The sequence below is a fragment of the Agrobacterium vitis genome (assembly GCF_013337045.2).
GTDB classification, from domain to species: domain Bacteria; phylum Pseudomonadota; class Alphaproteobacteria; order Rhizobiales; family Rhizobiaceae; genus Allorhizobium; species Allorhizobium vitis_B.
Map to the genome: position 1 here is coordinate 2,960,275 of NZ_CP118259.1, position 18,822 is coordinate 2,979,096.

15 protein-coding genes are annotated in these 18,822 nt (G+C 59.5%); 8 read left to right on the plus strand and 7 right to left on the minus strand.

Annotated features, from left to right (window positions below; genetic code table 11):
- Positions 1 to 62: 62 nt before the first annotated feature.
- From G6L01_RS14070 to G6L01_RS14080, 3 genes are read right to left on the minus strand one after another with little or no spacing between them, the layout of a single operon-like run.
- Entirely contained in the window at positions 63 to 1,583 is a 1,521-nt protein-coding gene (locus G6L01_RS14070) for a lipopolysaccharide biosynthesis protein (protein ID WP_070167041.1), read from the minus strand.
- Between the two features lie 54 nt (positions 1,584 to 1,637).
- Positions 1,638 to 2,789 (minus strand): GumK N-terminal domain-containing glycosyltransferase, encoded by a 1,152-nt coding sequence (locus tag G6L01_RS14075; protein ID WP_070167042.1) that lies wholly within the window; start codon positions 2,787 to 2,789, stop codon positions 1,638 to 1,640.
- The gene (locus tag G6L01_RS14080; RefSeq protein ID WP_174089322.1) at positions 2,786 to 3,979 is read right to left on the minus strand and encodes a glycosyltransferase family 4 protein; all 1,194 of its coding nucleotides are present in this window, start codon (positions 3,977 to 3,979) and stop codon (positions 2,786 to 2,788) included. The genes G6L01_RS14075 and G6L01_RS14080 overlap by 4 nt, the downstream gene beginning before the upstream one ends.
- Before the next feature lie 273 nt (positions 3,980 to 4,252).
- On the opposite strand from G6L01_RS14080, the gene G6L01_RS14085 reads away from it, so the two are divergent.
- Entirely contained in the window at positions 4,253 to 6,433 is a 2,181-nt protein-coding gene (locus G6L01_RS14085) for a GumC family protein (protein WP_174089320.1), read from the plus strand.
- Positions 6,430 to 7,740 (plus strand): hypothetical protein, encoded by a 1,311-nt coding sequence (locus G6L01_RS14090; RefSeq protein WP_070167045.1) that lies wholly within the window; start codon positions 6,430 to 6,432, stop codon positions 7,738 to 7,740. The genes G6L01_RS14085 and G6L01_RS14090 overlap by 4 nt, the downstream gene beginning before the upstream one ends.
- On the opposite strand, the gene G6L01_RS14095 is transcribed toward G6L01_RS14090, so the two are convergent.
- A complete protein-coding gene (locus G6L01_RS14095; RefSeq protein WP_234892036.1) occupies positions 7,683 to 8,720 on the minus strand; it encodes a glycoside hydrolase family 5 protein in 1,038 nt (345 codons plus the stop codon). The genes G6L01_RS14090 and G6L01_RS14095 overlap by 58 nt on opposite strands.
- 413 nt (positions 8,721 to 9,133) lie before the next feature.
- Here G6L01_RS14095 and purU point away from each other — a divergent pair, with 413 nt between their 5' ends.
- Positions 9,134 to 10,018, plus strand: coding sequence for a formyltetrahydrofolate deformylase (gene purU / locus G6L01_RS14100; protein WP_070167047.1), 885 nt, complete (start codon positions 9,134 to 9,136; stop codon positions 10,016 to 10,018).
- 266 nt (positions 10,019 to 10,284) lie between these two features.
- Positions 10,285 to 13,209, plus strand: coding sequence for an aminotransferase (locus tag G6L01_RS14105; protein ID WP_070167048.1), 2,925 nt, complete (start codon positions 10,285 to 10,287; stop codon positions 13,207 to 13,209).
- A 20-nt stretch (positions 13,210 to 13,229) separates the two neighbouring features.
- On the opposite strand, the gene G6L01_RS14110 is transcribed toward G6L01_RS14105, so the two are convergent.
- Together G6L01_RS14110 and G6L01_RS14115 are read right to left on the minus strand one after the other, a co-directional pair.
- A complete protein-coding gene (locus tag G6L01_RS14110; RefSeq protein WP_012654268.1) occupies positions 13,230 to 13,466 on the minus strand; it encodes an Lrp/AsnC ligand binding domain-containing protein in 237 nt (78 codons plus the stop codon).
- A gap of 167 nt (positions 13,467 to 13,633) precedes the next feature.
- Complete coding sequence (locus tag G6L01_RS14115) at positions 13,634 to 14,665, minus strand: MerR family transcriptional regulator (protein ID WP_081344205.1); 1,032 nt, start codon at positions 14,663 to 14,665, stop codon at positions 13,634 to 13,636.
- A 113-nt stretch (positions 14,666 to 14,778) separates the two neighbouring features.
- Here G6L01_RS14115 and G6L01_RS14120 point away from each other — a divergent pair, with 113 nt between their 5' ends.
- Positions 14,779 to 15,789 carry a ligase-associated DNA damage response exonuclease gene (locus G6L01_RS14120; protein ID WP_070167108.1) on the plus strand — a complete coding sequence of 337 codons (1,011 nt, stop codon included), beginning with the start codon at positions 14,779 to 14,781 and terminating at the stop codon, positions 15,787 to 15,789.
- Positions 15,789 to 17,405: a cisplatin damage response ATP-dependent DNA ligase gene (locus G6L01_RS14125; protein WP_070167049.1), complete on the plus strand. Its 1,617-nt coding sequence runs from the start codon at positions 15,789 to 15,791 to the stop codon at positions 17,403 to 17,405. The genes G6L01_RS14120 and G6L01_RS14125 overlap by 1 nt, the downstream gene beginning before the upstream one ends.
- Before the next feature lie 96 nt (positions 17,406 to 17,501).
- On the opposite strand, the gene G6L01_RS14130 is transcribed toward G6L01_RS14125, so the two are convergent.
- A complete protein-coding gene (locus tag G6L01_RS14130) occupies positions 17,502 to 17,699 on the minus strand; it encodes a CsbD family protein (protein ID WP_070167050.1) in 198 nt (65 codons plus the stop codon).
- A gap of 286 nt (positions 17,700 to 17,985) precedes the next feature.
- Between G6L01_RS14130 and G6L01_RS14135 the strand changes: the two genes are divergently transcribed.
- Entirely contained in the window at positions 17,986 to 18,285 is a 300-nt protein-coding gene (locus tag G6L01_RS14135; protein ID WP_070167051.1) for an ElaB/YgaM/YqjD family protein, read from the plus strand.
- 3 nt (positions 18,286 to 18,288) lie between these two features.
- Entirely contained in the window at positions 18,289 to 18,723 is a 435-nt protein-coding gene (locus tag G6L01_RS14140) for a hypothetical protein (protein ID WP_070167052.1), read from the plus strand.
- Positions 18,724 to 18,822: the final 99 nt, after the last annotated feature.

An 18,822-nucleotide genomic window follows, 5' to 3' on the forward strand; every position in this document is an offset into this window, starting at 1 on the left:
TTATATAAAGGACGCCAGCAGACCTTGTTCCAACCGGAAGCACAAGGGAGGCTGTAGCCCCCTCAGCTCCGTTTGGGTGTCGCGGTCAGCAACATCAAAACCACATTCAAAGGCCCCGCCAGCCGTTTTGGCAAACGGGCGATCAGCCCTGCCATGACCGATACATCCGCCTCCGGCACGGCCCGCAACAGCCGCAGCGCCAGGCAATAGACGCTGACGGCGCCGACAATGGCAAGGACAAGGCCACCGATACCCGGCACCACATCCTGCACCGCCAAAGCCGCCGCCGCACAACAGCCAGCAGCTACGGTAACCTTGAAAAGACTAAACCCCAGCGGCGCCAATGACCCTTCGAACCGCATCCAGCGCAGCATCGCCAGGCTCATGGCGGTAAACACCACGATCCGCACGAAAGCCGCACCTTCTCCCCCGTAGGAAGGCACAAGCAAAACATCCCCAACCAGCATGATAAACGCACCGCCCAGCCCGACAAACAGTCTTTGGCGGATTTTATCGAGGGCAAACAGATATTGTGTCGCCACCTGACAGGCAACGGCAACCGGCACAGACAGCGCTAGCAGCGTCAGCATCGGCGCGCTCGGGGCAAAGGCATCACCAAACACCAGCGTGACCAGCCGATGCGACACCGCCGCCAGACCCAGGCTCATCGGCAGCGTGAAATAGGCAAGACTGCGCACCACGCTTTCAAACATCGCCACAGGCAACCGTCCGCCCGGCGCGCGGTGCAGATGTTCGGCATAATAAGGCACAAGACTGCCGGAAAGCTGGATCGGCACCTGCAAGGCAAGATTGGTCAGCGAGAACGCCACGGAATAGTAGCCGACGGTCTCGATCCCCTGGTAGCGTTGCAGGAAGAACAGCTCGATCCGGTTCAGGAAGATCGAATCCACCATGAATTCCAGCGAGAGCACGAAGGAGGAGCCAAGCAGATAACGAAGGCCGATACCGCAGCTTTTCACCTTGTGGCGCAACAGGGCGGCAGCAAAGAGAAACTGGGAAATATAGGCCAGAACATAACCGAACAGCGCGCCCGGTACGCCAAACAGCAGTGTGCCCGCGATGACGCCGACCAGTTGCAGCAGCCCCGCCGTCAAGGTCATGCGGAAGAAAATATCCACCCGCTGTTCGCCAATCAGGTAGTTCTTGGCAAACATCCCAATGGCCTGCGTGGCAAACAACAACGCCGTCACCACCAGCACTTCAGGCGCGGTTTCTGCCCAATGCCTGCTTTCAGCCACCCAGAAAAACAGGAAATAGAAGGCTAGCAACAGCAATGTCGAGCCAACCACCGGCCAAAGCAGATAGGCGGCGAACCCTTTGCGGTCGGCTTCGCCATAGCCCTGCCCTTTCAGCTGCGGCAGCAGACGCAGCAATAACACGCCGGTGCCAAGTTCGGCCACCAGTGCCGCCGTGGAGGCAAGCCAGACGGAAAAGGCGATAATGCCATTGGCTTCCGGGCCAAGAACCCGTGCCGTGAAGATCGAGCATATGAATCCCGTCGCCAGCAGGGTCAGCCCCGCCGCCGCATTGAACGCGGAATTTGCGACTATTCCATTGCTCATTGCCTCACCATGTCCGTGGTGTTCTCCGTGTCCACAAGGCTGCCATCCATTTCATCACCCCGCAAACAAGACATCGACCGTCTCGTCCCAGCTTAAAACACCATCGGTCACAATCGTCTGTCGATCAAAATCCCCTGCGGCTGAAAACGCTGCGCGGATCGAGTCCGGATCGGCGGGGTCATAGCCCATGACATGGTCCCGCCCCATGGCGGCAAAATGCGGCGCGACAATCGGCAAGCGGCAATAGCTATACTGGATCATCTTCAGGCTCGATTGGCTGAGATAATCGGCACTTGCCCCATCCCGGTAAGGCGCGATGCCGAGATCGGCGAATTTGATGAACGGCACGATCCGCTCGAATGCCTGTTCACCATGGGCGACGATATTGGGCAGCACCCGGCGCGGCAATGACTTGGCCCCGAACAGATGGAAGGTCCAGTCCGGGTTGGCCGCGGCCATGACATCAATGGCATCGGCATCGAACAGCATGTCGCCAATACTGACGGCGTGTTTGCGGCCTTGGTAGGCACCGCTCTGATAGGGGTTTTGACCACTCGCATCGAAGGCTGCCTTGTCAATGCCATGGGGCAGGTAAAGCAGCGGCGCATCGCTTGGAAAATCCGCTAACAGCGCCTGGGCCAGCACATGGACGCTATCGTAAAGGCCGATGGTCTTTTCAAGCGTCCGGTAGACGGCAGGCGGCACGCCGATGGTCGAAAGCCGGTCGGCGACATGATAGATGATCCGGGCCTTCGGCGCATGCTGACGAAGCACCGGGGCCAGCAGCGGCGAAGGCCCGCTTTCCACCAGGATATGAGTGTAAGAAGACAGTCCGTCGCGGACCGCTTTGGGCAAAAACGCACTGACGCGCGAAAACAGCGGATCAGCCAGGCGGTTAAGCCAGGAAAATTTCAGGTTCATGGGGTGGAAAAGCTGAAACCAGATGAATTGCCGCAGTCCCTCGCTCAAACCCTCCCAGCGGTTGAGGCGATGGGTGCGGGCAAAGGCGTAACGCCCGTCCTTCAGCAGCCGGCTGATCGGGCTGAGCCGCCAGACCAGAAAATCCACCCTGTCGCCCCGCGACAGCAGGCTGTCCGCCATGAAATGCAGATCGACCTTGCGCGGCGCATCGGCGAAATGCTGCCCGGTCACAACAAGAACATGGCGGGGCGGTTTAACATCAGTCATCACCTGGGCATTGCTCATGCCGCAGCCTCTTGCCCGCAGCGGTGGATGGCAGGCAGGGCGCGCCGGTAAAGGGCAATGTAGCGTTCCGCCACGCCTTCCCAGGAATAGCGGTTGACATCAGCGGCAAGCGCGTGGCGCAGATCGGCACCCTGGGCTTCCAACCGGGCAAACGCCGTTTCAATCGACGTCGCTGCGCGCGCGGCATCGGCAAAATCGGCAAGCTCAATGCCGGAATGCTGGGCTGCCAGCGCCTGGTAGGCATCGTTTTCATGCAGGACAGGCACCAGACCGGCGCTCATTGCCTCCACGGCCACCAGGCCGAAGCCTTCATAATCGGATGCCGAGGCAAAGATCGAGGCCTTGGACATCAACTGGCCCAGAAGACGATTGTCGGGTTGCAGATGCAGGCCGACATGATCAGCCAGACCATTGGCGTCGATGAGCGCGCTGACATCCTGCGCCGACAGATCCGATGGCGAGCCAGCAATATCGAGCCGCCACTGCGGATCGCGCTTCACCAGCACGGCCATGGCCTGCAACAGATGATCAAGCCGCTTGTTCACCGAAAAACGGCCAATCGTCACGATCCGTTTGACCGGCTGGCGCGAGGCCAGACCGGAAAACTTGCTGGTGTCGACGCCATTTTCAATCAACACCGAGTGCCTGGGCTGGATGACCTTGAACAGAGCAAGGTCCGAGGCGCTACAGCACACCACCGAACGATACGCGCTCGCCGATAACCGGGTCAGGCTGCTGAACCAGATCTGCTTGATGGCGGCGAATTTGCGGGTGTGAAAAAAACCGCCATGGGTGGTCGCCACCATCGTCGCGCCATGCAGGAAACGACCGATCGCCAGAGCATCGAAAAAGAAATCCACCCCATGGACATGGACAAGATCGGCATCGCGGATATGGCGAAAGGCGGAAAAGGCCAGCGGGTAACGGCTGCTGCCGCGATAGGGGATGCGCACCACCTCCACGCCTTCAATCACTTCAAAGGCTGGCAGGACCTTGTGCGGATCGGAAAACAGCCGGTCGAGGGTGACGACCCGTACCCTGAACCCGCGCTGTAACAGCTCCCTGCTCAGGCTGGAGACCACATCTTCCAATCCGCCCCGGCCCGGCGGATATTGCCGCACCACCTGGACGATCAAAGGTGCGGATGAGGGCTTGGCCTCCCTTGCCGCTCGCCTTGCGCCGATGATCATGCCAATACCCCCGGGTTTCAACGGAAAGAACCTCAATTTCCTGATCGTTTGGTTAGAATGCCTTGAAACATTGGTAAAGCAACTTGTGCATAAATGTCCTATCCTTGCACAAACGCGGTAAAGAATCGTGATTAACGGGCCAAATTGTTAGGTATCATTAACCATGGCCTGCCATTTTAGCGGTTAGCCAGCGGATTTTCCGCCTCGGAGCAACGGTATGACAATGCCCTCAGAAGGACAACCGGCTGGAGTTTTCCGGTCCTGGACATGAAAATGGACATCGACATTTTTCAAATTCCCGGGATCTTGCGACGGCGCTGGTATTACCTGGCGTTTTTTGCCGCACTGTTTGCCGGTCTGGCGCTTCTCTATGCGCTCAGCCTGAAGCCTGTCTATGTATCCTCCACGCAGATCCTGCTCGATCCGCGCGGCCTGTCGGCCACCAGCAACGACAGCCGTCAGCCGACAGCCGCCGTGCAAAGCGACCCGGCCAGCCTCGACAGCCAGATCTATGTGGTGCTTTCCAGCGCCGTGCTGGGGGAAGTGGTCAACCGGCTCGACCTGACGAAAGACCCCTATCTCTATGCGGGCAAGCCAGACAGCGCCGCATCCCTCGCTGAGGTCATGGCCGCCACCATCGGCGGGCTGGTCCGGCATGTGAAAGTCGAGCGCGAAGGCCAGTCCTTCATCATGTCGATTACGGTCGAGCACCGCATCGCCAAAACGGCTGCCGACATTGCCAATATGATTGCCACCGTCTACCTGAAACAGGTGGACGAAGCCCGCTCCGATGCCGCGCGCCGGGCCAGCGCCGCCTTCCAGGCGCAGGCCAGTGAATTGCGCGACCGGGTGTTGAAGGCCGAAAGGGCGGTCGAGGAATTCCGCTCAGCCAACGGTCTGGCCAGCACCGGCGTCACCGGGCTGGTGATCGACCAGCAATTGGCCGGGCTGAACCAGCAATTGATCGCGGCACGCGGCGCGGAAGAACAGCAGCAGGCGATTTACCAGCAAACCCGCAATCTCACCGTTGCCGCCGTTGAAAACGGCAATATTCCAGAAGCGGTGCAATCCACCACGGTCGGGCTGCTGCGCGACCGCTATGTCCAGCTACAGGACCGCCAGGCCGAAGCCTCCGCCAATCTCGGCGGCAATCACCCGCAGTTGAAGGCGATCAATTCGCAGGTGGCGAGCATGCGCCAGGCCATCCAGCAGGAGCTGGACCGTGTGCGCCAGTCGATGAAGCTCAACTATGACCGGGCGGTTGCCAACCGCAAGGCGCTGGAAACCCAGCTGCAAAGCCTGACGAAAACCAGTTTCGACAGCGGCGCCCGCCAGATCACCCTGCGCCAGCTGGAAAGCGAAGCCGAAGCCATCCGCACCATTTACAAGGCCTTCCTCAACCGCGCCGAGGAACTGAGCCAGGAACAGACGATCTCCATCAACAATTCCCGCGTTATCACCGAGGCAGTGGCGACAGCAAAATCGGTCACCACTCTCAAGGTGATGATCCTTGCCGCCGCCATCCTGTTTGGTCTCGCCTTCGGCAGCACGCTGGCGGTGGTGCTGGAACTGCTGTCGCGCAAGGATATCGACGCCCCCCGGCAAGACCGCATCGTGCCTGTCGCCGCGACCCCTACCAACAGTGAACCACAATTAGCGCCGCCGGTTGCGTCATCACGTCATATCGCTCTGATTGCTGACGCAACGGAGCCGAAAAGGCCTAGATCCCGCAATCCGTTCAGTTTTATCACCGCCTTTGGCCGCCGGCTGGTTTCGCCTCTTGTCCCAGCATCCAACCCGGCAAACACACAACAACCGGCTGCGGGCGGTGCGTGGTCCCATGCGGTTGCCAACACAGCCGGTTTTCTGATCGAATGCGGGGAAGGCTATGCTGATCTGACCGTTCTCTTCGTTGCAGCCGGCAGGCCGGTGGCCAGCGCCTTTATTGGCGATGTGGCGCAGAAGCTGGTTGATCGGGATCGCGGCGTGCTGCTGGCCAATGGAACCATGCTGGACCACCGCTTAGCGATCCGCTCGCACAGAAAAACCAATGCCCGGCCAAGCCTTGCCCAGGCATTGCAGCAGCCCGATCTTGAAGACGCACCTCTTTCGCATATCCTGCGCTACGAGCGTATTGCCCTGCCCCATAACCAGCCAGCCCGGCCAGCAGCGGGAGCATCAGCCGCCTCCGTCCGCCCTACCTATTCGCGATTTGTCGAGCAAAGCCTTCAGGCGGAAACCGATTTCACCTTGATCAATGCCTGCGGCGCCGGGTTCAATGCCAGCGGAGCTGGCAGCGAACAGCATCTTACTGCCCTTGCCGCCGAGGCCGATGTCATTCTCGTTTTGACCACGGCGCAAGACGAGACCGCCGCCCTGGATGAACTGCTGATACGGATGGGCGAAGACGCAGAACGGGTCGTGGGTCGCATTGTGCTTGAGACCGCCGGATGACGGTGGCGGCGCAAACCGGGCCGACCGGCACCGGCGACCGGTCCCTGACGCAGGATGAGACGCAGCAGCCAGCGTTTCTTCCCGAATGGCTGATCTCGGCGCTTGCCTCCTTCGCTGTCATCGGCGGGCTGGTGCTCAATCTGTTTCTCTGCTTCGTTAACACCCGGATCATGCCAGTCAGCGACACCCATGTCATGCTGGGGGAAATGACCACGCTGGGCGCTGCCTTCCTACTGGCCGTCGACCGGCGCCCCGGCCTCTACCTCACCCTGCTACTATTCGTCAGCTACATGCTGATGATCTTTGCCTTGCGCGGCGCGCTGGATCTAAAAGCACTCCGCGACATCTTCATCCCGGTCGGATTCTATTTCATGGGCCGCAGGGTTGCCCATGTCGGGCTGGCGGACCGGCTGGTGATCGCCTGTGGCCTGATCGTGCTGACCGTCGCGCTTTACGAATATCTGGCGCTTGAAAGCTATCTCGATTATTTCAATGTGCTCGGCTATTACATCGCCCGCGGCACCGTGACACTTCAGGAAAGCTTCGGCCAGACACGGGGTCTGTTCATTTCCGGGCTGCGACCGGAGCCGCGCACCCTCCTGCCCTTTCTTGGCCAGCACCGGGTGTCCTCGGTGTTTCTGGAACCGGTCTCAGCCGGCAATTTCGGCGTCATCCTCTATGCCTGGGCGCTGTTTCGACCCGCCATGCCGTGGCGGCTGATCGTCATGGCGCTGGCCATGATCAGCATTGTTCTGGCCGATGCCCGCTTCGGCTTCTTCACCTGCGTCGCCATTACCCTGCTTTTGCCGCTCTACCGCTTCATTCCGAAAACCGTCTGGCTGGTCGCCCCGTTCCTGCTGCTCGCCGTGATTGCCGCCTATGGGCTGATCGTCGGCGCCGAAGGCGGTGCCAACGATCTGTCAGGCCGGTTGAAAGTGACGGCAGGCATTCTCAACAGCCTGGACTTCCAGGTGGTTCTCGGCGCAAAGACCACCGATGCCTTTACCGCCGATTCCGGCATTTCCTACACGCTGACCAATTTCGGCCTGTTCGGCTTTGTCGGGCTCTGGGCGGCTTTCGTGCTCTCACCGATGAAAGACCCCAGGGCCTGGGCGTTTAGGGGCATGATGGTGGTCTATCTTCTGCTGCTGATGCTGATCAGCAACTCCTTCTATTCGATCAAGACCGCCGCCCTGATGTGGTTCCTGATCGGCACCGCCGATGCGGTAGACTGGACCAAAGTTCTGGCCTACCGTGACCGCAAGGATGGGCAATCCGCAGACGCTGCGGAGAAATCGCGCAGATAAGGGGTCAGGCCGGCCAATTGCGGCCTGTCACCGGACTTGCCCGGCTGGATGTTGAGCATTTCGGTTTCCGGCCACCAGTCACCGGCCACCCAATAAGCCCAGCCGACCCAGCGATCCGGGTTCTTCTCCACCACAGCCACCATGTCCTTGATGCCCTTGACGCAGGGCTCTCCACCCGGCGCGCCGAATTCGCCGAGATAGCCACGCTTGTCATTCTTGCGCAGCCAATCGGTAAACGCCTCAATGGCGGCCACCGCGTCACCTGCCCGGCTGCATTCATCCTTGGTGCCGGAAAAATCCGCGTCGAAATACTGGTGAACCTCATAGGCATAATTGTTGCCGGGGTCCTTCACCCCCAGCATGACCTCGCCATTGGCGCCGCCATAGCCATCGCTTTGCCAGCTATGCGCACCTGTCCAGGACACGCCCGGCACGAGAATAAGGTTTTTCGCCCCAACATGGCGAATGGCAGCAATGGCGGCATTGGCTGCCGGAAGCCATTGGCGCGCGGGCATGTCATAAGGCTCATTCATCAAGCCGAAAACGATGGTTGGATCATTGGCATAATGAGCGGCCAGCCGCATCCACAAATCCGCGAAGGCCTCGACAGACACGTCCGGGCCATTGATCTGTTTTTGATGATAGACCGCGAAATTATGCGGATCGAGCACGACCCGCAGATGCGCCGCCTTCAGCTGCGCAACGGCTGTATCCAGGCGTTTCAGCTCGTCAGCGTCGAAGGCACTGTTGAGCTTGGGTTGCAGACGTTCCCATTTAAAGGGAAGGCGCACGGAGTTGAAGCCTTTCTCGGCAAAGTAATCGATGGTCCTGGCACTGGGATAGGTATAGGCCCTGTCCGGTGCGCCGCCAATCTCGCCGAATTCCGCGCCAGAAAGGTTGACCCCTCGCATGCAGGCCTGACCGGCCCAAGCCTGCCCGCTGATGACCGGTGCCACCGAAAGCGTGAGAGCCACAGACATGGTTATGGTTCTTTTCAACACGATTTCATACCTGTCCGTCGTCATCGCTGCCATTTTCTTATCCTCGTTTTTCGTTCTGTCACGCAGGCAGCTGTTGTGCTGGCAAACAGCGACTGGACCTATTTGCGCTGTCATTCGGCGCCCTAACCCGACGTTGCGACACAATTCGGCGCATGAAGACGCAATCGGACCACCTTTTGCCCCACAAACCCGGCAGTCTCATTCTCACGGCCTTCGACACTTTTCCTTAAAAGAAAAATAGTTTACTAGACTGAGGCAAGAACCCCCGGATTGATCGGGATTGACAATGGATTATGCATCATAAATCAGAAGGCTAACAACCCGCTTCTTCAGGCGGAGGACGCTTTAACGGAAAGAGGCCGTACAAACCGGCCACATCAGAGGAAGACGAGATGACGAGTTATGTTCTGACGGTATCCTGCCCATCCAAGCGCGGCATTGTCGCGGCCCTTTCCGGATATCTGGCGGAAATGGGATGCAATATCGTCGACAGCTCGCAATTCGACGATCTGGGTACCGACCGTTTTTTCATGCGCGTCAGCTTTATTTCCGAACAGGGCGCAAGCCGCGAAAAGATCGAGGCGGGCTTGGCACCCATTATCGATAGTTTCCAGATGGAGATCGGGCTTTACGATGCGACAGAGCGGGTCAAGGTGCTGCTGATGGTGTCACGCTTCGGCCATTGCCTGAACGACCTTTTGTACCGCTGGAAAATCGGCGCCCTGCCCATCGATATCGTCGGCGTGGTCTCCAACCATTTCGACTACCAGAAGGTCGTGGTTAATCACGACATTCCCTTCCATCACATCAAGGTGACGAAGGACAACAAGCCGCAGGCCGAAGCCCAGCTGATGGACCTTGTGCAACAGACCGGTACCGAACTGATCGTGCTGGCCCGTTATATGCAGGTCCTCTCTGACGCGATGTGCCAGAAAATGTCGGGCAAGATCATCAACATCCACCATTCCTTCCTGCCGAGCTTCAAGGGTGCCAATCCCTACAAGCAGGCCTTCGAGCGCGGCGTGAAGCTGATCGGGGCCACCGCGCATTATGTCACCGCCGATCTCGACGAAGGCCCGATCATCGAGCAGGATGTCGCGCGTGTCACCCATGCCCAGAACGCCGAGGATTACGTGTCGATCGGCCGCGATGTGGAAAGCCAGGTTCTCGCCCGCGCCATCCACGCCCATATCCATCACCGCACCTTCATCAACGGCAACAAGAGCGTGGTTTTTCCAGCCAGCCCAGGCTCCTATGCGTCGGAACGGATGGGATAACCAGGCATTTACGGATTGAGCCGGACCGCATCTGAGGCGAAATCGGCTCTTTCCACACCTCAAACGTTTATTGCCCATGTTATTTTATGGATGGGCGATGGACGCGCGGATTCTCTCTGCTAGAGTTTGTCATGAAACATGGTTATCGGCTTTCCAATGCGAGAAACCAAAAGAAGACAGACATGAGCTTGCATGATGCAGGTCGGACCGGAGTTCAGACCGGACAGGCCCAGCTCTCAGCCGATTGATTCTGCAGGAGGCAGTCCATGCCAAACACCCTTCTCTTTCAGCGCACCGGGCTTGCGCGGCCTCACGTGACGCTTGAGGCGGCAGTGACCCTGCTGAAAGAGCAGTATGGCCTTGAAGGCACCGTCAAGGAGCTGGGTTCCCAACAGGACCGCAATTTCCGCGTGGATACCGGTGATCGCCGCTTCGTGCTGAAAATCTGCCGCCAGGAGTATGCGAGCGTCGAACTGGAAGCCCAGAATGCGGCCTTGCGGCATCTGGCGCAAATCCCCGATGCCCCGAAGGCCCCGGAACCAGTACCCTCCCTCAGCGGAGAGGAGATCGTGGCCGTCACGCTTGATGAGGAAAGCTATTACGCCCGCCTGCTGACCTATATCGAGGGCGAATCCCTTAGCCAGCGAAGCTATCTTGCGCCTGCGACCATGCGCGCCATTGGCAGCTTTTGCGCCAGCATGGCATTGGCGCTGGCCGATTTCGACCATCCGGGCCTGGAGCGTGACCTGCAATGGGATCTGCGGCGTGCCGGACCGGTCACCTTGCATTTGCTGGCCTCTGTCAGCGAACCTAAACGCCGTGACGATGTCGCCAAGGCGATGATCGTCACCATGCGTCATATCAATCCGTTACTGGGTGACCTGCGCCTTCAGGCCGTGCATCACGACTTGACCGGCGACAACATCATGGGCGCGCCCGATGCCGCCGGTCGGCTTCTGCCGCAAGCCGTGATCGATTTCGGTGATCTGGTGACCGGCTGGCTGGTGGGCGACCTTGCCGTGACCTGCGCGGCACTCTTGCACCAGGCCGATGGCGATCCCTTCGGTGTGCTGCCGGTCATCCAGGCTTTTCACGCGCTTTACCCGTTGAATGAAGCCGAGATCAAAGCCCTTTGGCCCCTGATCGTCGCACGCGCTGCCGTGCTGGTGGCCAGCAGCGAGCAGCAATTGTCGATCGATCCGGACAATGATTATGTCTCCGGCAATCTGGAACATGAACGGGAAATTTTCACCCTCGCCACCTCCCTGCCCTTCTCGGTCATGGAAGCGGCGATCCTTGCCGCGCTTGGACATGAACCACCGGAGGAGCGTCCGGTGCTTGGCCGACTGTTGCCCGGCATCGATCCGCTCAGCGTGCATCTGACCGACCTGTCCACCCTCAGCCCCGCGCTGATTGAGGACGATTGGGCGGATGCCCAGATCGACTGGAAGCTGCTGGCCAAGGCCGCCGCCGATACCGGCGTTGCCGCAACCCGCTACGGTGAATGCCGCCTGTCCTATACCAGGCTTTTGTCGCCGCGCATGCCAGCGACCTTTGCGCTGCATGTCGATGCCTGCCTGCCAGCCGGAACCGAGGCCGTTGTACCCTTCGATTGCGTGCTGAAGCGCACCAGCCAGCACTTCATCTTGATGGCGCCGGATCTGGCCCTGCATATCCATGGGCTGGAATGCCAGTTTGAAGACGGCACGCCATTGCAGGCGGGAACACCACTTGGCCGGATTGCCGGTGCCGAAGGGTCCGTGGGCGGGCTGCGATTGCAGCTGTGCCGCGACACCGACCTCGTGCCGCCACTGTTTGCCAGACCCGATCACGCCTATGCGTGGCGGCGCGTCTGCCTGTCGCCCGCCGCCTTGTTCGGCGTCGATCTGGATGCGCCGTTGGCAAGTGGCGAAGCCCTGCTTGCGACCCGCAGCGAGCATTTTGCCAGCCCGCAAAAGCACTATTATGCCCATCCGCCGCAGATCGAGCGTGGTTTTGGCGAACATCTGTTCGATATGGCGGGCCGCGCCTATCTTGATATGGTCAACAATGTCGCCACCGTCGGCCATGGCCACCCCCGCCTTGCCCATGCCGCCTGGACGCAGTGGTCGCGTCTCAACACCAATTCCCGCTTTCATTACCGCGCCGTCGCCGAATTTTCTGAGCGGTTGGCGAACCTTGCGCCGGAAGGACTGGACACGGTCTTCCTGGTCAATAGCGGCTCGGAAGCCGTGGACCTCGCCATCCGGCTTGCCTGGGCAGCCAGCGGCAAACGCAACCTGGTCAGCCTGAAGGAAGCCTATCACGGCTGGACAATGGCAAGCGACGCAGTCTCCACCTCGATTGCCGATAATCCGCGCGCGCTGGAAACCCGCCCGGACTGGGTATGGCCCGTCACCGCCCCCAACAGCTATCGCGGCCCGTATAAGGGACAAGACAGCGCTGCCGCCTATATCGCTGAGGTGGAAAAGACATTGGAGGACATCGATGCTGGAGGCGCAGGCCTCGCCGGTTTCATCGCAGAAAGCCTGTTTGGCAATGCGGGAGGCATCGCCTTGCCACCCGGCTATCTCCAGGGTGTCTATCCCTTGATCCGCGCGCGCGGCGGGCTGTGCATCGCCGATGAAGTTCAGGTCGGCTATGGCCGCCTCGGCCATCATTTCTGGGGTTTTGAGCAGCAGGGCGTCATCCCTGATATCATCACCATCGCCAAGGGCATGGGCAATGGCCAGCCGCTCGGCGCCGTCATCACCACCAAGGCGATTGCCGATGCCTTCGAGCACGATGGCTATTTCTTCTCATCCTCCGGCGGCAGCCCGGTCAGTTCGGTGATCGGCATGACCGTACTGGACATCATGCGCGACGAAAACTTGCAGGACAATGCCCGCGATGTCGGCGACTTCCTGCGCGAAAAACTGGAGGATCTGGTTGCCGTCCATCCCATGGCTGGTGCCGTGCACGGCATGGGGCTTTATCTCGGTCTCGAACTGGTCCGCGACCGCCAGACGCTGGAACCAGCGGCCCAGGAGACCGCCGCGATCTGTGAACGGCTGCTCGACCTCGGCATCATCATGCAGCCGACCGGCGACCATCTCAACGTCCTGAAGATCAAGCCACCGCTCTGCCTGACCTATGAAAGCGCCAGCTTCTTCGTGGCCATGCTGGACAAGGTCCTGACCGAAGGCTGGTAACAGGCTTCGCCTGATGACGCTTAGAAAGCGGTAAACGTCATTGTCGTCAGCGAACGGACCACGCCGGGTACGGCCGAAATCTGCTCGTTGACGAATTTGCCGACGTCCTGCCCATCCTCGATATAGACCTTCATCAGCAGATCATATTCGCCCGAGGTGGAATAAAGTTCTGAGACGATCTCCGCCTTATAGATCGCATCGGCCACCTCATAGGTCTTGCCGGGAACACATTGCAACTGAACGAAAATGGGTTTCATGGAAATAGATCCTGAGATTGCGCGTCGAAAAGTCTGAAAGACCGTGCAGGCAATGCCTACACTTTTTCTATTCGATACCGCAAATGCAAGTGGGGTGTCATCCTGCAATCGCGAACTCGCCTGCGCAAAGATGCGCAGGCGAATGGCAATCTCCCAGGCAGCAGCACTTATGGATGAGGCCTGAAAGCAACGATACCCCGGCTGCGTGCCCGAACCTCCGGTGAGGCAAGACATGTGGAAAGGGCCTCATAGCCGGGCGCACCGGGATAAGGCGCGACTACGCTTGGGGGGCTGTGGTTCGCCGGGCAAAAAATGATGGCTTCGTCCCCCGTCACCGCATCCAGGTCGAGGATCGACGCCGATCGGGTCATGAGGAACAGCGGACGTGATTGGGAGCAGAGATGGCGCAGGTAACCGGTCAATGCCTCCTGCGTGGCGCGATCCAGGCCATCCTCCACCATGTCGATAACCAGGCAGGCCGGGCCGTGGGCTTCCAGCCCGACCAGAAGGGCCGTCAAGGCATCAGAAGGAACAGCCCCTTCCTCCAGAAGCCAAGCCAAGGCCCGCTCAATCCTTTCCTTTAAACAGAGATCGGCATCAAGGCGCGCCTTTGCTGCACTGCCCGTGTCTTCAAGCCGGTCCAGACCAAGGAATGCTGCATCAGGAAAAGCGGCGGCGATGGCATGGGCAAGCCTGGTCTTGCCGCAGCCGAGTGGACCGACAATATAATTGATTGGACGAATATCCAGCAGCTCGAAGCGTTCTCCACCCCATGGCCAAGGAAGATCCAGGGCAAGCCGAACATCGCCACTGCGACGGGACAGGCTTACCAGATCGGAAAACGACGGGACAGTCCCGACGGCTATATCCTGGCGCAGCGCCCGGATTTTCTCCAGGGCTTCCGCCGTCTGCCGGATGGTCCGTTCAAGCGCGGACTGATGCCGCGCGAAAGCCGGTTCGAGGCATTGCGGGTCCCCTTCCAGCACGCGCTTGACCTCTGCAAGACTGAGGCCAAGGTCTCGCAGGGCAATGATGTCCGTGGCGCGAGCCATTTCGGCGGGACCGTAAGTCCTCCACCCGGCAGTGGTGCGGACCGGTGTTATCAACCCTTTTTGCTCGTAGAGCCTCAAGGCCTTCATCGATACGCCGAGCCGGCGCGCGGCCTCGGAAGCATTCAGATATTGAGCGGAATACGTCACGAATCACCTCGTTCGTTGTTGACCGCCATACGTATGGAAGCGGCCCCAAGGGACAGGTCAAGAGCAAATTCGCTCTACACTTCTTAAGCCTCCCGCCCTATTTTAGCATCATGATCAAGCCCGAGGCCCTGCTGCATCCGACTCCTGCCGGTCTCTATTGTCCGATCGGCGATTTTTATGTCGATCCGGTGCGGCCGGTGGCCCGGGCGCTGATTACGCATGGCCATTCCGACCATGCCCGCGCTGGCCATGATAAAGTGCTGGCCACCCGGCAGACGCTCGACATCATGGCATTACGCTACGGTGCGGACTTTGCCGGATCGTCCCAGGCGATTGATTTTGGCGAAACCGTCACGATGGACGGCGTTGCCGTCGGTTTTCACCCAGCTGGACACGTTCTGGGGTCGGCGCAGATTTCGATTGAGCGGCTGGGAACCCGCATCGTCGTTTCCGGCGATTACAAACGTCGGCCCGATGCCACTTGTGCGGCTTTCGTGCCGGTGCCGTGCGATGTGTTCATCACTGAGGCAACCTTTGCGCTGCCGGTCTTTCACCATCCCGATCCGGCACTGGAAATCGGCAAGCTTTTGCGGTCGCTCGAACAGTTTCCGCAACGCAGCCATCTGGTCGGGGCCTATGCGCTGGGCAAGGCGCAGCGGGTGATCTCGCTGATCCGTCAAGCGGGCTATGACAAGCCGATCTATATTCATGGTGCGCTCGCCAAGCTCTGCGACTATTACCAGAGCCAGGGCATCGAGCTGGGAGAATTGCGCCCCGCAACGGTGGAAAACGGCGGTTCCAGCCATTTCGAAGGCGCTATCGTCATTGGCCCGCCTTCGGCTTTTGCCGATCGCTGGGCGCGACGCTTTCACGACCCACTGCCGATTTTCGCCTCTGGCTGGATGATGGTGCGGCAAAGGGCCAAGCAGCGCGGGGTCGAATTGCCGCTGGTCATTTCCGATCATTGCGACTGGCCGGAACTGATCGAGACGATCCGCGAATTGCAACCCGGTGCCGTCTGGGTCACACATGGGCGCGAAGAGGCGCTGGTGCGCTGGTGCGAGTTGAACGGTATCGCCGCCAAGCCGCTGCATCTGGTCGGCTATGAAGACGAGGGCGATTGATGCGCGCCTTTGCCACCCTTCTCGACCGCCTCGTCCTGACCCCGAGCCGCAATGCCAAGCTCAAGCTGTTGGCCGATTATTTTTCAAGCGTGCCGGACCCGGACCGGGGCTATGCGCTGGGCGTTCTGGCGGGAACGCTTGATCTGAAAACAGTCAAGCCAGCCCTCCTGAAAGACCTAGTGCTGGAGCGGATGGACCCGGTTCTCTTCGGCTATTCCTATGATTATGTCGGTGACCTCGCCGAAACCATTTCGCTGGTCTGGGATCAGGACCGTGACGAAAAAGCCGAGATTGCCGAACCGAGCCTCGGCGAGGTCGTCGCCCTCATGCAATCGCTTGGCCGCACCCAGGTGCGGGGTGCCGTGCGCGATCTGCTCGACCAACTCGACACGTCAGGTCGCTTTGCCTTTCTCAAACTTGCAACCGGCGGCTTGCGGATCGGGGTTTCGGCAAGGCTTGCCAAACAGGCGCTTTCCGACATGTCGGGCAAGGATGTCGGGGAGATCGAGACGCTCTGGCATGGGCTGGTGCCGCCCTATGTGAGCCTGTTTGCCTGGCTTGAGGGCGGCGGAGACAAGCCCGTGCTGGCGACACCGGCTATCTTTCATTCGGTCATGCTGTCCAATCCGGTCGGCAATGGCGATCTGGATGGTCTCGATCCCGCCGATTATGCCGCCGAGTGGAAATGGGACGGTATCCGGGTGCAGCTTTCGCGCCATGGAGACACCTGCCGCCTCTACTCCCGCTCCGGCGACGACATTTCCGGGGCTTTTCCCGATATTGTCGCGGCGGCGAATTTCGATGGAGTGATCGATGGCGAATTGCTGGTCGGCGGCACCGCCCGCTCCAACCAGCCGACCCGCAGCTTTTCCGATCTTCAGCAACGGTTGAACCGCAAGAGCGTCACGACGAAAATGCTCAGCGATTACCCGGCCTTTATCCGTGCCTATGATCTGTTGTTTACCGGCGATCAGGATGTACGAAATCTTGGCTATGAGGCACGCCGGGGGTTGCTTGCAGAAATTGTCGAAAAAGCCCCGGCCACGCGCTTCGATCTCTCGCCGCTGATTGCTTTTTCCAGCTGGGACGAGCTGGACGCGCTGCGGCACGCCCCGCCCGATCCGGTCATCGAAGGGGTGATGATCAAGCGCCGCGACAGTATCTACCAGGCGGGACGCGCCAAGGGGCCATGGTTCAAGTGGAAAAAGCAACCGCTGAACGTCGATGCGGTGCTGATGTATGCGCAGCGCGGCCATGGCAAGCGCTCCAGCTATTATTCCGATTTTACCTTCGGGGTCTGGATGCATATGCCAGAAGGTGGCGACCAACTGGTGCCGGTGGGCAAGGCCTATTTCGGCTTTACCGACCAAGAGCTGGAAATTCTCGATAAATATGTGCGCAACAACACCATCGACCGGTTCGGACCAGTCCGCTCGATCCGCGCCGAGCCGGATCATGGGTTCGTGGTAGAGGTGGCCTTTGAAGGGCTGAACCGGTCCACCCGGCATAAATCCGGCGTCGCCATGCGCTTTCCCAGGATTTCGCGGTTGCGGGATGACAAACTCCCGCGTGATGCCGACCGGCTGGAAACGCTGCTGCATATGCTGCCAGCATGACCATCAGGTCATAAAAAAGCGGCGCCAGAACCATCATGGTTTCCAGCGCCGCACCCGCAAGACGACATCATGTCGCCAGACTGCGGTTAGAGTATATTAGTGGCGTTTGACCCAATCGTCGATCTCTCGGTCGGCCTCATCCTGGCCTTTTCCATAGAGTTCCTGCAATTTGCCGCTCAATTGTTTGCGATTACCAGCAATAATATCCAGGTCGTCGCCGGTCAGCTTGCCCCATTGCGCCTGGGCCTTGCCTTTGAATTGTTCCCAATTGCCTTCAACACGGTTCCAGTTCATCGCGGTCTCCTCTTCCGATTGGCGATTTCAAGAAGCCCGTGCCGCTGTCAAACATCAGCGGTCCGAGCATGGTAGCATGAGATTAACGTCATGCAACCTTGAAGGTTCCGATTATGCCGATCTGGTGCGACGGTAGACGACCGTTGACATCATGCCACGCGAGAGGGGTGACCCGAAAATAGTTGAAAAATGGAACCCTTGGGCTTGAGCAACGTTTGTTGATAGAGTTCGCGCCGCAGACGGGATAACGGTTTGCGCAGCCTTAAAATCCAGAAGGAGTTCGTCCATGGTCGATATCAATGAAGCCATCAATGATGTGGAAGCAGAAGCACGGTCCAAGGAACTCGAAGCACAGATCGAGCAGCTCAAGCAGGATGTCGCGTCGCTGACGAGCACGCTCGCCTCCCTCGGCAGCGCAACATTGCATCAGGTCGGCGACAAGGCATCGGATGCAATCAGCTCCGCACGCAGCAGCGTTTCCGCGCTGGAACAGGATCTGGAAGATAAAATTCGGGCAAAGCCGTTGCAGTCTGTGGCGATTGCCGCCGGTCTCGGTTTTATCTTCGCCCTGCTGTCACGGCGCTAATCAATGTTCGGTTTGCTCACACGTCTGACACTGGTGGCCGCAGAAGGCGTGAAGCCCAGGATCGACAAAGCCCGGCGCAACGCTATCGCTGGTGTCATTGCCGGGTTTTGTTTCCTGATTGCCATCGTTGCGGCGATTGTTTCCGGCTGGATCTTCCTGGCGGCGGAGATCGGTGCTGGCCCCGCCGGGCTGGTGATTGCAGGCGTCGCGGTGTTGATCGGCCTGATCACTCTGGCGATCGTCTCCATCATCAATCGCCGCGAGGCACGCAGGCGGGCATTTCTTCAAACCGCGACGCTGGCAGCGACCGATCCACTGACCATGGGCCTGATGGGGCGTTTGCCCGGGATGCTGAAGGTCAACCCCATCGTCGGGGTCGCGGCGGTCGGCATGCTCGCCTACTTGTTTGCGCGGAGCCAGGGGATCGGCCGTAAGTAACGGCGACGCCCACAGCAGTTGTTAAGTGCAGTCATAACCTCAACCGACGACGGAGCCCTGTTTCGGCGGTGTTCTTTGTCGCCTTGTTTTTAACCGAAA